The organism is Nocardia amikacinitolerans NBRC 108937 (assembly GCF_001612615.1).
GTDB classification, from domain to species: domain Bacteria; phylum Actinomycetota; class Actinomycetes; order Mycobacteriales; family Mycobacteriaceae; genus Nocardia; species Nocardia amikacinitolerans.
Window position 1 is genome coordinate 38,372 of the sequence record NZ_BDAU01000024.1, and the last position, 13,895, is coordinate 52,266.

Sequence of the window (13,895 nt, forward strand, 5' to 3'; positions counted from 1 at the left end):
CGTTCGATTACGCTCACGTGCGTTCTGTTTGCTACGCCTGTCTTCACACCCGCTCGGGGAGAATCCGAAGGGGCCGACCGTCTTTCGGGTTGATTGAGAGCTCTCGCGTGTGTAAGAGCGGCGCGCGGACAACAACCCTGATGATGGATTGGAAACCGAATGAACTTCCGCAGAACCACCGCGGCCGCCGCGTTGGTCATCGGCGCGATGACCGTGGGTATGGGCACTGCTCACGCCGAGCCCGCGCCAGCTTCTGCCGAGCCCATCAGCTACTCCGTCAAGCTGGTGGACAAGACGGTCGTGACGACGCTCAAGGGGGGGACCTTCGAGCTGGCCAAGTCGTCTGATGATGTCCAGGAAAACGACATCTACCTGGTCAAGGACAGTGCGGGCAACACCGTGGTCGAGCTGCCGCTCGGCTTCAAGGTCGCCGACATCGCGGTCCCGGTGAAGCCGGAGCTCAAGAACGACAACAAGGTGCTCGAGCTGACGCCGGACCAGAACGCCATCCCGGCGGACAAGAAGGCGACCACGAAGGTCGACGCGGTGGGCGTGGCTTTGAAGCCGGTTGCCTCCCCGATGGAGAACCAGCGGGCGCAGAACGAGTTCGCCAGTCAGTTCGGCATCGCGACCGCCGTCGGTGGTTTCCTCGGTACCGCCGTCGGTGTGGTTGCCGGTGGCGTGATCGGCGTTGCGGTCGGTCTCATCGAGTGCCTGACGATTATCGGCTGCATCGCGGCGATTCCGACGATCGCTGCCTTCGCCGGTATCGGAGGCATTCTCGGCACCATCGCGTTTGGTGCTCCGGCCCTGGCCGTCGCGGGCATGGACCTGATCAACACCCTGCAGGCCGCGCCGGGCACCACCAAGTGGGCTGACAAGCCGAAGACCGAGGAAGCGCCCAAGTAGTCCTCTTCGGCGCCGTAACCGCGGTTCGGCGTCGCGTCACGATCAACGGCCGGCCCGTTCCCTTCGGGGAGCGGGCCGGTTTTCGTTGGTTCAGCTCGGCAGTGTCAGTGAGCCGTGAAATGAGACCGCCCCCAAGCGAATCCCCATCGCGCCGTAGGACCGCTCCGCCATCTCGAACGTCCCGTTCTCCCGCACCAGCAGCACCGTGCTGGCCCTGGTGCCGTGCACGTCGTTGGCGATGAACCGCGCCGACAGCGCCCGCTCCATCTCCAGCGGCACGCCCGTGCGCGGCAACTCGTCGTCGGGAACCTCGTTGCGATCGGAGAGGACGTCGAAATACCGGTCCACCGCACCGGGATCGGACTCCACCACCTTGCGCAGCTCGGTCAAGCCGTCCCGCACCTTGGGCCAGATCCGCTGCGGCGCTTCCAGTTCGGCGCCGGGGACAGGCTCCGCCGAGGTGACGAAAGTGCCGTTGGACAGCCCGTGGAAGCCGGGCGCGAGCGGTTGCGGAGGGTTCGCGCTGCGGTTCGAATGCCACCACAGCGCAGCGAGATCCGAGACGACGAGGTTGTAGCCGTTGTAGTCGTCGGGCGCCGCGGCGACCTCGCGAACGTACTTCTCCGGGCCGGGGAAGTCGCCAGAAGGATGCCGGTCGTCGCCGCCGCGCAGGAAATCCATCAGCAGCGCGCCGCGTGAACGAGCGCCGATCCGTTCGTCATTCGGATTTCGGACGTTGGTCACCGCGGCGAAGCGATTGTGTGCGCCGGCCACGGTCGCTCCGAGCCAGGTGCCGGGCGGATCGCCCTCGGCCCTGCCGACCGCGCCCGTATCCCGCCCCGCGAGCAGTCCGGGCACCTCCGGCCACCACCGCATGGATTCGGTAGGCCTGAGGTAGAACTCGTCCCGGTTGGCGGCCACGATCAACCGGTAGTCCGGGTGTGCGCGCCAGCCGATCAACACCAAACACATTGGTCCAGAATGCCGGAACATACCCCGCCCGGTCATCGGAAAGGGCAGCGAAAACCGGTGTTGGAAGCAGTAAAAAGGCGTACCTCCGCCTTCGCTCCGGCCGTGTGCGGGCGAACGACGCCCGAGAACAGCGAAGGCCGCCGACGCGGACGTCGACGGCCTTTCGTGGACCTCGAAGGTCAGTTGGTGCGGATGCGCAGCCCCGGGTTGTCCGAGAGGACCACACTGACCGGCTGCGCGAACAGCTGCGGCGCGTTGCCGGTGAGCGCGCCGATCAGGTTGGGGATCTCGCAGATCGGGTAGTCGGCCACCGACGAGGCGCTGGAGATGCCGAGCGCGAGACGTCCGGTGACGATCGGGCCGCCGCTGTCGCCGGGCAGGGCGCAGATGTTGGCCGAGAAGCTCTGCGTCAGTTCACGATCGCCGACCTGCACGGTCTGGTCGACGGCGTTGACGATGCCGCAGCTGAATCCGGTGCGCGAACCCGACTTGCAGACCGGGGCGCCGACCACCGGGGTGGCCACACCGTCGATCGCGACCGGCGCGGCGCCGGGCACCCGCACGCTGTTGTTGCTGAAGCGGTCGGTGAAGGCGTCGTTGATCCGGATGATCGAGTAGTCCTGGTTGCCGAGCACCGACTTCTGGAACACGCCGAGCTGGGCGCCGCGCTGCTCCCTGGGCAGCAGCTCGTGCACGGCCGAGGCGTTGTCGAGGTCGGGGTTGCAGTGGCCCGCGGAGATGTTCACGACGTTGCCCGCCCGGTCGGTGCCGTTGAAACCGAACGAGCAGCGCAGCTGGCTCCCGCCGCCCACCGACGCGTAGCCGTCGCCGCCCGCCAGCGCGGCCCTGCTGTCGCCCTCGGCGATGGCGGTGCCCTGCGGCAGCTGCTCGGCAGCCACCGGCGGCGCGATCACGATGACCCGCGCCGGGTCGACGAAGCTGGGCATCGGCAGACCCGCCTGGTCCACCCGCACCGCGATGCTGTTGTTGACGGTGTCGATCACGACGCCGCGCACCAGGGCGGCGACCGCCTCGGGCTGGCCCTCCAGCCACCGCTCGAACGCGCTCTTCTCGCCGCGCAGCGCGGCCTCGCTCTTGGCGACGTTGCGGACCTCGAACCCAGCCGACGCGGCGGCGTTGCGTGCTTCCTCCGCGCCGGGCCCCTGCGCGATCGCGACGACGGCCTTGCCCGCGTCGTCGAGCCAAGCGCCACCGAAGACCTCCGGGTACTGGCGCTGCGCCGACGTGGCGAAGGCCGCGACCTGCTGGCCGAGATCGGCGCGGCGCAGGTATTCCTCGGGGGAGATCTTCAGATCACGGGTGACCGCGGCGATGAGATCCGCGGGCAGGCCAGGGGCGGGTTCCGCGTTCGCCACTGCCGCCGTCGGCCCGAACAGCAAGATCGCCGCCGAGGCGGCGATCACTGATTTCCGGAACCTGGTCTGTCGCGCAGCGGATCGGAACTGACCTATACGTGGCAGGAGCATGACCAGACTATATGGGGTCCGGGCCGGTATTCCCACCCGACCGGGACCCCATTTTTGCCCGAATCGGACTTATCGGTTATCCGACGTTCGGTCGGGTCCGCACCTGGATGCCGCTGCCGATCCCGCCGCCCGCCGTCGCGTCGATGTCGGCGAGGATCGAGCGGATCGGAATCCCCAGCGTGGCGGTGCCGCCGTAGGGCGCGAGCGCGACGTTCGCCTCGTTGCAGTCCGGTGCGTCGGCGGCGTTGGAGCCGCTGGTGATGCCGAGGGCGAGGGTGCCCGAGACGATCGCGCCGCCGCTGTCGCCGCCGAGGGTGCACGCGGAGCTGGCGAAGCCGCGGATCGTCTTGCTCTCGCCCTCCGCGGTGTAGAGCTGCGTCTCGACCCGGTCCGCGACCACGAAACCGCAAGTGAACGTGGACGACTGGCCCGACTTGCACACCGGAGCGCCGGTGATCGGGTCGGCGGTGCCGGTGATCGCCAGGGTGGTGCCGTTGGCGCCGCGCACCGAGGGCTGGTCCATGCCGGCACGGACGGCGCGCTCGTTCAGCTTGATCACCGAGTAGTCAAGCGCGTTCTCGCCGCCGAGCGTGGCGGTCACGAAGGTGCCGAGCTCGGGGCTGTTCGGCAGGTCCTTCAGGTTGGGCAGGTAGACACCGGCCTCCTGGTTCGCCTTGCTGAGATTCGGGTCGCAGTGGCCCGCGCTGATGTTGAGCGCGTTGCCCGCCGCGTCGATGCTGTTGAAGCCGAAGGAGCAGACATCGACGTTGCGCAGCGAGGAGTCGTGCAGCGAGCCGGGCGCGCTGATGTAGGTGTCGCCGCCCATCGGCCTGCGCTCGACCGGGCCGCCGCCGCCTGGCGAGAGGATGACCTTGATGTTGGCGATCAGGGTCGGCAGGTTCAGCACGTGACCCGCGGGGGTGTTCGCGACGCTGAGCACGAGCTGGCTGTTCAGGAAGTCGATGGCCACCGAGTTGATCGCGTTGGACAGCTCACGCGGCAGCGAGGTGATCCACTGGTTGAGCTGCATCAGCGAGCTCTCCAGGTTGTCCGCCGAGACCGGGGCGAGCCGGGTCTGGTAGCCGTCGGCCGCGGCGATGCTCGCGGCGTCCGGCGAGGTCACCGCGACGACGGCCTTGCCGTCGGCGGCCATCCACGCGCCCGCGAAGGAATCGGGACGCTCGGAACGGAAGTCGCGGGCGTATTCCCTGAGCTGCTGGGCGCGAGCCGCGCGATCGAGGTACTCGGTGGGCGTCATCTTCAGATCGCGCGCGATCGCCTCGACCAGTTCCGCGGGCAGGGCGTCGGCGCTGAGCTGTGGCGGTGCGGGTTCCGCCGTCGCCGTGCCGGACAAGGGGGCCAGGAGAACGGTCGCCGCTGCTCCGAGCGAGGCAGCTTTGACCGCGGCGCGACGCGCCACCAACTTGCGCATGAAGTCCCTTCGTCGGCACGCCAAGTGCCAGCTAAATCTGTGGGCCGTCGGCGGCGAACCCGTTGGCGCACAGTCCTCGTCCAGCGACTCCGATTCGCCCGAGAAACGTCGGACGAACCGGTCAGCGCTTCACTCTAGGGCACAAACCGCTTCCGTTCGCTATTAAACGACGGCGAATCAGCGGGGGCGATTGTTTCCTGGCGGCTGCCACTGCGGAGTCCACCATTCGTACGGGTTCTCGGAGTCGTACGGGTACCACGGGTTGGTGGGGCGCGTGGTGGTCCGACGCGGCACGGTGGTGGTCGGCGGCGCGGTGGCGCTCGGCGTGGTGGTCGACTCGGTGGTCGTCGGGGGCGGCGGTGGCTCGGGGGTCGGCTCCGGCTCGGTGGTCTCGGTGACGACCACCGGCGGCTCGGCGACCGGCGGCGGGGCGCTCGGTGGAGGCGGTGGTGGCGGGACGGCGGTACTCGACGTGCCGGACTGCGCGTCGCGCACCTGCGGAACGGTGGGCGACTCGTCGCCACGGAAGAGCACGGCGACACCGAGGCCGCCGAGGGTGAGGCCGATGAACGCGGCGACCGCGATCAGCACCGTGATGCGACGGCGATCGCCGGATTCGACTGGCGGAGCCGGTTTTTCGGCAGGCGTCGCCTCGGTGAGCAGCTCGGTCGGCAGCGGTGTCGCCGGCATGGCCGCCGAATAGGCCTGCACGGTGGGCTCGGGCGCGGGCACCGCGGGGATCACGTCGGTCACCACGGTCGAGTTCTCGGCGGCGCTCGGATCCGGCGGCGTCGCGCCCGCGGGGGTGGCGAGCACCGAGGCAAGCGCGGCCCGTGCCGCGTCGTAGGCGAACGACTTGCCGGGTTCGGCGGTGTCGACCGCGGGCAGATCGGCCTCGCTGACCAGCACCACCGACTTCAGGCCCAGATAGTCCAGCGCCTCGCGCAGCGACTGCACCTGCGGTGCGGGCCAGGCGCCGGGGTGGGTGGCGTAGAACTCGGCCGCGCCGCTGAGGTGCTCGGTGGTCAGGTTGATCAGGCAGAACAGGGCGGTGGCGACCAGGTCTTCGGCGCGATACGCCTCGCCGTCGTCGACGGAGATACCTGCGGGGTTGCCTACCGCGCCGACGAAATCGGTGATGGAGTGCGAGTGGTCCGACGGCGCTTCGCCGCCGAGCACGGTGTCGCCGTCGTCGGACATGTGCAGGACCGACTCCCGGACGACGTAGTGCAGGTCGCCCGAGTCGGTGACGATCGCGGCGGTGCAGTCCTCATCGGAGATCCGCAGGCCCACCCCTGTGGCCATCACATTCCTCGTTTCGACGTCGATCGGCCCGCCCCGAGGCGATCACACAAGCAACGAGCCGTGTCCCATGGCGCGGAGCATTGACAATAACTCCGAGCGGGATCGCGCACCGATCCGACGTCGGATCCGCGCGACGTGATGCTCCACCGTCTTCGCGGAGATGTACAGCCGCGCGCCGATCTCGCGGTAGGTCAATCCGAGCAGGACCAGTTCGGCGACTTCGCGTTCCCGCTCGCTCAGAATCGCGGCGCCGTCGGCGGGCGCCTCCGGCGTGTTCGAGGCGCGCGGCGCGGCGGTCGGTGGCACCGGCTGTTCCTGCGGCTTGGACTCGGCGCGCACCATGCGGGCCAGCTTGAGCAGCGCGGTCGCGGTCGAGGATTCGGCGGCCGAGAGCGCGGCCTCGCTGGCCAGCCGGGCCGCGTCCCAGGTCAGGCCGATCTCGCGCAGCCCGTTGACGGCCACCTCGACCGGCTTCACTTCGACTTGCCCGCGCAGCACGAGCACCCAGGTGCGGCCAGCGTCCACCAACACGGCCGCGTGCCGGTTGCCGGCTTCCGCCGCGGCCTTGAGCAGGCGCGCGTGCGGCAGCAGTTCCGCGGGGCTCTCGTGCGCGATGGCGGCCTGCACGCCGTACCAGTGGAAAGCGTTGGCCCAGGCGGGCGGCTGATCGAGGCGGTCGAGCAGTGCGAGCGTCGCGTCGACGAGCGGTGCGATGCGGCGTTCGTCGCGCAGCCGGATACCCGCGAGCCACAGCTCGCCGATCGGCAGCACGGTGAGCAGGTCGGCGTCGACGTCGTCGAAGAGCGGGTACGCGGCTTGCCAGGCGCGGGTCAGCGCGGCGTGGTCGCCGCCGCGGCGGGCAAGGCCGACCGCGACGCCGTGCGCCAGCAGCCGGTCGCGGACGTCGAGCTGGTCCCAGTCGAAGGCGGCGACGGTGTTGGCGGCGGCTTGTTCGTCACCGCCGAGAATGGCCGCCCACGCGGTGAGCACTTGGAGTTGATGGCAGCGCAGCCCGCTGGTGGTCGCCCGGCGCAGCGCGTCACCGGCGCGGCGCGGCTCACCCGTGCTCAGGCACAGCAGGGTCGCGATGGAGACGGCCGTGCACGGCAGGAAACGGTCGACGCCGGAGTCGGCGTGCGCGGCCTGGATGAGCGCGGAAACCGCGGTGGGCGTTCCGCTTCCGTGATCGGCGAGGGAGTTCGCGAGCGCGGTAGCGATGAGCTGGGCGTGCGCGCCCGCCTGGGTGGGCGGCCAGTTGCCCGCCGTGCCGGAGAGTTCGGTCGCGGCGGGCACGTTGCCCGCCAGGTACAGCACGGTGGCGCCCACCGCCCAGTCCGGCCCGACTCGGTTCGGGCCGAGCCAGCCGTAGAGCTGGGCGGCGCGGCCGATGAGACCGCGGCGAGTCAGGACACCCGCGCAGATCCGCACGGCGTCGGCGAGGTCGGGTCCGTCGACGCCCGCCCTTGCCAGCACGGGTTCGGCCAGCCGCATGGCGGTCTCACCGTCGCCGGTGCGTGCGGCGGCCTCGGCCCAGCGCAGCGCGATCTGATTGGCGTCGGCGCCCGCCGAGGCGGCTGCCGCGTAGTAGCGGACCGCCTCGCGCCCGGCGGTTTCGGCCGCGGTGCAGAGGAATTCGGCGAGGCGTGGGTCGCGGACGCCGGACTCGGCGAGCAGCAGCGCGGTGTGGTCGCGCAGCAGGCCCGCGTCGAGGCGGGCGGTGAGCAGCCTGCGCTGCACCGCGACGAACCTGCGGTCGCCGAGCATGGTGCGCAGCGGCGCGACCGCGGGGGCGAGCAAGAGGTCGGCGTCGGTCACCAGGGCGGTGGCGCGTGCGCGGTCGATGAGCGATTGGGCGGCAGTGGATTCGACGCCGAGCACCTCGGTGAGTTCGCTGGAGTCCAGGCCGGTCCCGGTGGTCGCGACGACCAAAGTCTCCAGTAGATCCGGTTCCAGGTTGTCCAGCTGCGAGCGCGACCAGTCGGCCACCGCCTCGTCCACGACGCGAATCCCGGCGTCCAGGCGCGCCGAGCAGGCCGCGGTGAGCGCGGCGACGACGCCGCCGCGAATACCGCCGGTCTGCTGGTGGATGTGCTGGGCGACGGGTCGCGGCACCATCATGCCCAATTCCCTTGCGAAGGGCAGGATGTCGGCGACGCCGAGCGGTCGCAGGTCGACGATGCGGCCGCGCCGGGCAACTGTCTCGGCGAGGGTACGCAGTTGCGGGTCGTGCGGGCGCGGCTGCACCGCGATCACGGCCGTGTAATTGCCGGATTCAACAGCGGCGCAGAGCGTTTCCAGTTCCGGCGCGCCCAGGGTGTGGGCATTGTCGATGACGAGCGCCGGGCGGGGCGCGGCCGGGTCGACGCTGTCCACGTGGCCGGGGTGCGCGCCGTTCGTCGCCGCCGTCGGACCGGGTGCGGCGACGTTGTCCTGCAACGGGATACCGCGTCCGCGCAGACGCGTCCTGATCACCGAGAGCAAGGTGGACTTGCCGGTGCCCGAGCGGCCGCGGATCAGGTAGACCGCCGGTTCCTGCTCGGTGTTGTCGAGTTCGCGCAGGATGTCGCGGGCGCTCGGCAGGGTGTCGAACGCCGTGTCAGCCACCGTTCCCCCCGAGGATCTCACCCGGCGCGCGCAGCACCGTGCCGACCGCGCCGCCTACTCCGTCCACCACCTCACCGAGCGGTTCGGTCAGCACTTCGGTGGGGAGGTCCGGGGCCTGCGGTTGTTGGGGCTGCGGCAGCGGTTGCGGCGCAGGGGGATTGGGGCCGGGGGTGGGTTGCGGCGCCGGCTGCGGCGCTGCCTGTTCTCCGGGTGCGGTGGGCGCGGGCTGTCCCGGCGCGGGTTGTCCGGGCGCGGGCTGGTTGTTCACCACCGCGACCGTGCTGGAGCCGGGGACCGAGTTTGGTGCCGAACCAGGCTGTGAGGCAACGGGTTTCGGCTGCTGCGAGGTGCCGTTGCCGGGATCGGCGACGGGGGCGTCCGTTCCGGGTGCGCCCGTGCCGCCGGGGGCCGCGACGTCGGCGGGTCCGGTCGACGTGGACTGCTCGGCGGTCGGCGAGTTCGCCGGGGAGTGCGCGCCGGTGCCGATCGCGACGGTTCCGGTGGCGAGCAGGCCGATGACCAGGGCCGCGCCCGCGACGATCGCGGCGCGCTGACGGCCGGTGAGCCTGCGGATACGGGAAACCGGGAGCGCGCTCTCCTTGCCGCCGGGACGGCCGGGCCGCTCGAGGGCGGGCAACTCCTTGGTCCTCGGAGCGGCGGGGGTCGCCGGATCCTGGGCGAACGCCGTGGCCGGGGCGGTGTCGATCGCACTGTCCAGTAGATCGGCGGCCAATGCGGCCGCACCGCGGGCACTGGTGTTGGCGGGCTCGGGCGCGGCGACCAGCGGGAGGCCGAACTCGCTCGAGATCAGCTCGCCGACCAACGGAATCGCGCCGCCGCCGCCGGTCAACAGCACCCGGCTGATATCGCCGATGTCGAGTCCGGCGCGGTGCACGGTGTCGCGGATCAGATCGATCGAGGTGAGCAGCGGACCACGGATCAGCTCTTCCAGCTCGCCGCGAACCAGGCGGATCTGGTCGCCCGCCGGAGAAGTCGGGTCGAGGCGGACGGGGACGACAGTGGCGGTATTTATGGAAAGCTCTTCTTTCGCATTTTTGCAGCGCTCTCGTAATACCGACAATTCGCGTTCCACGACCGGGTCGAACGGATCGAAATCATTTCCACGCAATGCGTTTGCCAGCACGTAACGCATGGTCAGCAGATCGAATTCCGAACCGGCGACGTCGGTGGAGCGCAGCGACGCGAGCAGTGCTGTCTGGCTTCCGGTGCGCACCACCGAGACTGTCGACCCGGTCGCGCCGAGGTCGTAGACGACCAGCGCGCCCTCGCCGAGCGGACCGTGCGCGGCCTCGAGCCACTGCACCGCCGCCGTCGGCTCTGGGACGAGCGTCACTTCGTGTAGGCCCGCGGCGTCCAACGCGGCGCGCTGCACGTCGATCGTGTGCCGCGACCACCACGCCGGGTGGCAGGCGACGACCGCCCCGGGCTGTTCCCCTGTGACATCGGCGATTTCGTCGATGAGACAGGTGACCGCCGTGGCGACCAAGTCCTCCGCCGCGTGCGCGGAACCGTTTTCGGCCAGGATGTCGACCGGATCGCCGACCCGAGCCAGAAACCCTTCCAGCACCGCGTCACTGGAGTGTCTTCCGGTGCGCCCCGCGCCGGACCCGAAGGCAGGCGGGGCGTCCTGGCTCAGACGCAACACACTCGGGTGGCTCACGACGGCTCCGCCCGCTGCCGGGCCTGCCTGGGTGTCGCCGATCTCACCCGTCGTCGCCACGGCGACCGAATTCGACGCTCCGACCTTGATGCCGAGCGCCAGACGCTGTGTCATTGGTGAACCTCGTATGGGGAAAACCGTGGGATCCGGTAGTCGCTGCTGTGTTGTTCGATTGTGCGAGATAGCCGTGTGATCCGGCCTGTCAGATCTGTCGGTTGCTGAGGGGCCGCCGTTACCGGGGCTGGGGAAAGAGCGGGGATATTCCCCTAATGGCGTGCGCGCCCCTAATGGGTCGCTCCGGCGATTGGTGGGGGTCCGCCCCGTTCCCCCGTAACGCGAGGCGTGCCTAGCGTGAAATGCATTCCAACGAGTGCGGATCGCGTGGTCCGCCGATCCCAGGAGACGATCCTCGATGACCCCCAATGTGATTCTCGAGTTCATCCTCGGCCTGCTGCGCGACCGCGAGGCCGCGGTGGGTTACTGCGCCAACCCCGAAGGCGCGCTCGCTGCCGCGGGACTCTCCGCGGTGACGCCGGAGGACATCGCCGCTGTGGCGCCGATGGTCGCCGAGTCGGCCTTGGTCGCCGGCGGCTCGCAGCTGTCGGCGATCGTCGCGGCGGGCACGTCGGCCGGTGCCGCCGCGGGTGTCGGTCTTGGCGCTTCGGCGGGTGCCAACGCAGGTGTCGACGTGAACACCGACATCGATCTCGGTGCGGGTGTGAACACGGATATCGGCCTCGGCGCCGGCGTGAACACGGACATCGACCTCGGTGCGGGCCTGAACACGGACATCGACCTCGGCCTCGGCACCGGCCTGAACGGCGACCTCGGCGCGGGCCTCGATCTGGGCGGCGCGCTCGGCGCTGGTTTGGGTGGTGCTGTCGGCGGTGCATTGGGCGGTGTCGGTGATATCGCTGCCGGTGCGGGAGCCGGTCTGGGCGGCGTGCTCGACGGGGTTCTCGGTGCGGGCGCTGGTCTGGGCACGGGTGTCGGCGCTGGTCTCGGCGGTGCCGTCGGTGGTGTGTTGGACGGTGTCGGTGATATTGCTGCCGGTGCGGGAGCCGGTCTGGGTGGTGCGCTCGATGCGGGCCTCGGTGCGGGCGCGGGTGCTGGCGCTGGTCTCGGCGGTGCCGTCGGTGGTGTGTTGGACGGTGTCGGTGATATTGCTGCCGGTGCGGGTGCCGGTCTGGGTGGTGCGCTCGATGCGGGCCTCGGTGCGGGCGCGGGTCTCGAAGGCTCGGTCGGCGCGGGCTTGGAAGGCGCACTCGGCGCGGGCGCCGGCCTCGGGGGCGCCGTGGACGCGGGCGCGGACCTCGGCGCCGATCTTGGCGCGGGCCTCGAAGGCGCACTCGGCGCGGGCACCGAACTCGGCGGCGATCTGTCGGCTGGAATCGGTGGCGCGCTCGATGCGGGTACTCAGGCGGGTGCCGACCTCGGCGCCGGCCTCGGTGGCGCGCTGGATGCGGGCCTCGGCGCGGGCGCCGAAATCGGTGGTGACCTGTCGGCCGGTCTCGGTGGCGCTCTCGACGCCGGTACCCAGGCCGGTGCCGATCTGAGCGCGGGTCTGGGCGGCGCGTTGGACGCGGGTGCCGAGTTCGGCGGCGATCTTGCCGGTGGTCTGGGTGGTGCGTTGGACGCGGGCCTCGGCGCGGGCGCCGGGCTGGGTGCGGGACTCGAGGGCGCCATCGGTGCGGGTGCTCAGGCTGGTGCCGACCTCGGTGCGGGCTTCGATGGCGCGCTCGATGCGGGTGGTGAGTTCGGTGGTGATCTGTCGGCTGGTGTCGGCGGTGCGATCGACGCGGGTGCCGAAGCCGGCGCCGGATTGGGCGCGGGTCTGGGTGGTGCACTGGATGCGGGTGCCGAGCTCGGCGGCGGTCTGGCCGGTGGCCTGGACGGCGCGTTGGACGCGGGCCTCGGCGCGGGCGCCGGGCTGGGCGCGGGACTCGGGGGCGCCGTCGATGCGGGTGCCGACCTCGGCGGCGATCTGTCGGCCGGACTCGGTGGTGCACTCGACGCGGGGGCTCAGGCGGGTGCCGACCTCGGTGCAGGTCTCGGCGGTGCGCTCGATGCGGGCGGCGAGTTCGGCGGTGACTTGTCCGCTGGTGTCGGTGGTGCGATCGACGCCGGTGCGGAAGCCGGTGCTGGTCTGGGCGCTGGCTTGGGCGGTGCTCTGGATGCGGGTGCCGAGTTCGGCGGTGACTTGTCCGCTGGTGTCGGTGGTGCGATCGACGCCGGTGCGGAAGCCGGTGCTGGTCTGGGCGCGGGCGTAGGCGGTGCGTTGGATGCCGGCGCTGAGTTCGGCGGTGACTTGTCCGCTGGTGTCGGCGGTGCGATCGACGCGGGTGCCGAAGCCGGTGCGGGCTTGGGCGCGGGTCTGGGGGGCGCGATCGACGCGGGTGCGGACTTCGGCGGTCAGCTCGCCGGTGGTCTGGACGGTGCGCTGGACGCGGGCACCGAGTTCGGTGGTGACCTGTCGGCTGGTTTCGATGGTGCTCTCGGTGCGGGTGCGCAGGCCGGTGCCGATCTGGGCGCGGGCGTAGGCGGTGCGCTGGACGCCGGCGCTGAGTTCGGCGGTGACTTGTCCGCTGGTGTCGGTGGCGCGATCGACGCGGGTGCCGGTTTGGGTGCTGGCCTGGGCGGTGCCGTCGACGCGGGTACCGAGTTCGGCGGTGATCTGGCCGGTGGTCTGGAAGGCGCGTGGGATGCGGGCCTCGGTGCGGGTGCCGAGTTGGGTGGTGACCTTTCCGCAGGTCTCGATGGTGCGCTGGGTGCGGGCGCTGAGGCGGGTGCCGATCTGGGCGCGGGTCTGGGCGGTGCGATCGACGCGGGTGCGGACTTCGGTGGTCAGCTGGCCGGTGGTCTGGACGGTGCGGTTAATGCTGGGCTCGGTGCGGGCGCCGGTCTGGGTGCGGGTCTGGAAGGTGCCGTCGACGCGGGGACCGAGTTCGGTGGTGATCTGTCGGCCGGTCTGGATGGCGCGATCGACGCGGGCGCCGGGCTGGGTGGTGACCTTTCCGCTGGTCTCGGTGGCGTGATCGACGCGGGTGCCGGGCTGGGTGGTGACCTTTCCGCTGGTCTCGGTGGCGTGATCGACGCGGGTGCCGAGGCGGGTGCCGACTTCGGTGCCGGGCTCGGCGGTGCCGTCGATGCCGGCGCAGGGTTCGGCGGTGATCTGGCGGCCGGTGTCGGCGGTGCGGTCGGCGCGGGGACCGAGTTCGGTGGTGACCTCGCTGCCGGTTTCGATGGCGCGCTGGACGCGGGGACGGATCTCGCTGCGGGCGTAGAGGGTGCGCTCGGAGCGGGTGGTGCGGTGTCGAGTGGGTTCGAGGGCGCGTTCGACGCGGGTGCTGATCTCGCTGGCGGCCTCGAGACCGGGTTCGGTGGCGCAGTCGACGCGGCCGCGGACTTCGGTGGTGATTTCGCAGCGGGCCTCGAAGGTGCTGCCGGTGCGGGCGCCGGACTGGCAGGTGGCCTCGAGACCGGGTTGGGTGGCGCGCTCGATGCC

8 protein-coding genes are annotated in these 13,895 nt (G+C 70.9%); 2 read left to right on the plus strand and 6 right to left on the minus strand.

The window, feature by feature from the left end; translation table 11 throughout:
- Positions 1 to 207: 207 nt before the first annotated feature.
- Entirely contained in the window at positions 208 to 909 is a 702-nt protein-coding gene (locus NAM01S_RS19060; protein ID WP_253799128.1) for a DUF8020 domain-containing protein, read from the plus strand.
- A 90-nt stretch (positions 910 to 999) separates the two neighbouring features.
- On the opposite strand, the gene NAM01S_RS19065 is transcribed toward NAM01S_RS19060, so the two are convergent.
- The 6 genes from NAM01S_RS19065 to NAM01S_RS19090 all read right to left on the minus strand — a co-directional run bounded on the left by NAM01S_RS19065 (position 1,000) and on the right by NAM01S_RS19090 (position 10,504).
- Complete coding sequence (locus NAM01S_RS19065; RefSeq protein ID WP_067787151.1) at positions 1,000 to 1,881, minus strand: NRDE family protein; 882 nt, start codon at positions 1,879 to 1,881, stop codon at positions 1,000 to 1,002.
- 179 nt (positions 1,882 to 2,060) lie between these two features.
- A complete protein-coding gene (locus NAM01S_RS19070; RefSeq protein ID WP_245910282.1) occupies positions 2,061 to 3,305 on the minus strand; it encodes a S1 family peptidase in 1,245 nt (414 codons plus the stop codon).
- Between the two features lie 139 nt (positions 3,306 to 3,444).
- The gene (locus tag NAM01S_RS19075; protein WP_067787155.1) at positions 3,445 to 4,800 is read right to left on the minus strand and encodes a S1 family peptidase; all 1,356 of its coding nucleotides are present in this window, start codon (positions 4,798 to 4,800) and stop codon (positions 3,445 to 3,447) included.
- Positions 4,801 to 4,977: 177 nt separating this feature from the next.
- A complete protein-coding gene (locus tag NAM01S_RS19080) occupies positions 4,978 to 6,105 on the minus strand; it encodes a hypothetical protein (protein ID WP_067787157.1) in 1,128 nt (375 codons plus the stop codon).
- Between the two features lie 42 nt (positions 6,106 to 6,147).
- Positions 6,148 to 8,709 carry a LuxR C-terminal-related transcriptional regulator gene (locus NAM01S_RS19085; protein ID WP_067787158.1) on the minus strand — a complete coding sequence of 854 codons (2,562 nt, stop codon included), beginning with the start codon at positions 8,707 to 8,709 and terminating at the stop codon, positions 6,148 to 6,150.
- Positions 8,702 to 10,504 carry an Hsp70 family protein gene (locus tag NAM01S_RS19090; RefSeq protein WP_169810873.1) on the minus strand — a complete coding sequence of 601 codons (1,803 nt, stop codon included), beginning with the start codon at positions 10,502 to 10,504 and terminating at the stop codon, positions 8,702 to 8,704. The genes NAM01S_RS19085 and NAM01S_RS19090 overlap by 8 nt, the downstream gene beginning before the upstream one ends.
- A 298-nt stretch (positions 10,505 to 10,802) precedes the next feature.
- Here NAM01S_RS19090 and NAM01S_RS37325 point away from each other — a divergent pair.
- The coding region (locus NAM01S_RS37325; RefSeq protein ID WP_373862681.1) for an IniB N-terminal domain-containing protein at positions 10,803 to 13,895 on the plus strand (3,093 nt) is incomplete at its 3' end.

What these genes read in the sequence shown, in the direction of transcription:
- NAM01S_RS19080 (WP_067787157.1), bottom strand. Translation starts at nt 6,105, where the DNA reads ATGGCCACAGGGGTGGGCCTGCGGATCTCCGATGAGGACTGCACCGCC.
- NAM01S_RS19065 (WP_067787151.1), bottom strand. Translation starts at nt 1,881, where the DNA reads ATGTGTTTGGTGTTGATCGGCTGGCGCGCACACCCGGACTACCGGTTG.
- NAM01S_RS19090 (WP_169810873.1), bottom strand. Translation starts at nt 10,504, where the DNA reads ATGACACAGCGTCTGGCGCTCGGCATCAAGGTCGGAGCGTCGAATTCG.
- NAM01S_RS19060 (WP_253799128.1), top strand. Translation starts at nt 208, where the DNA reads ATGACCGTGGGTATGGGCACTGCTCACGCCGAGCCCGCGCCAGCTTCT.
- NAM01S_RS19075 (WP_067787155.1), bottom strand. Translation starts at nt 4,800, where the DNA reads ATGCGCAAGTTGGTGGCGCGTCGCGCCGCGGTCAAAGCTGCCTCGCTC.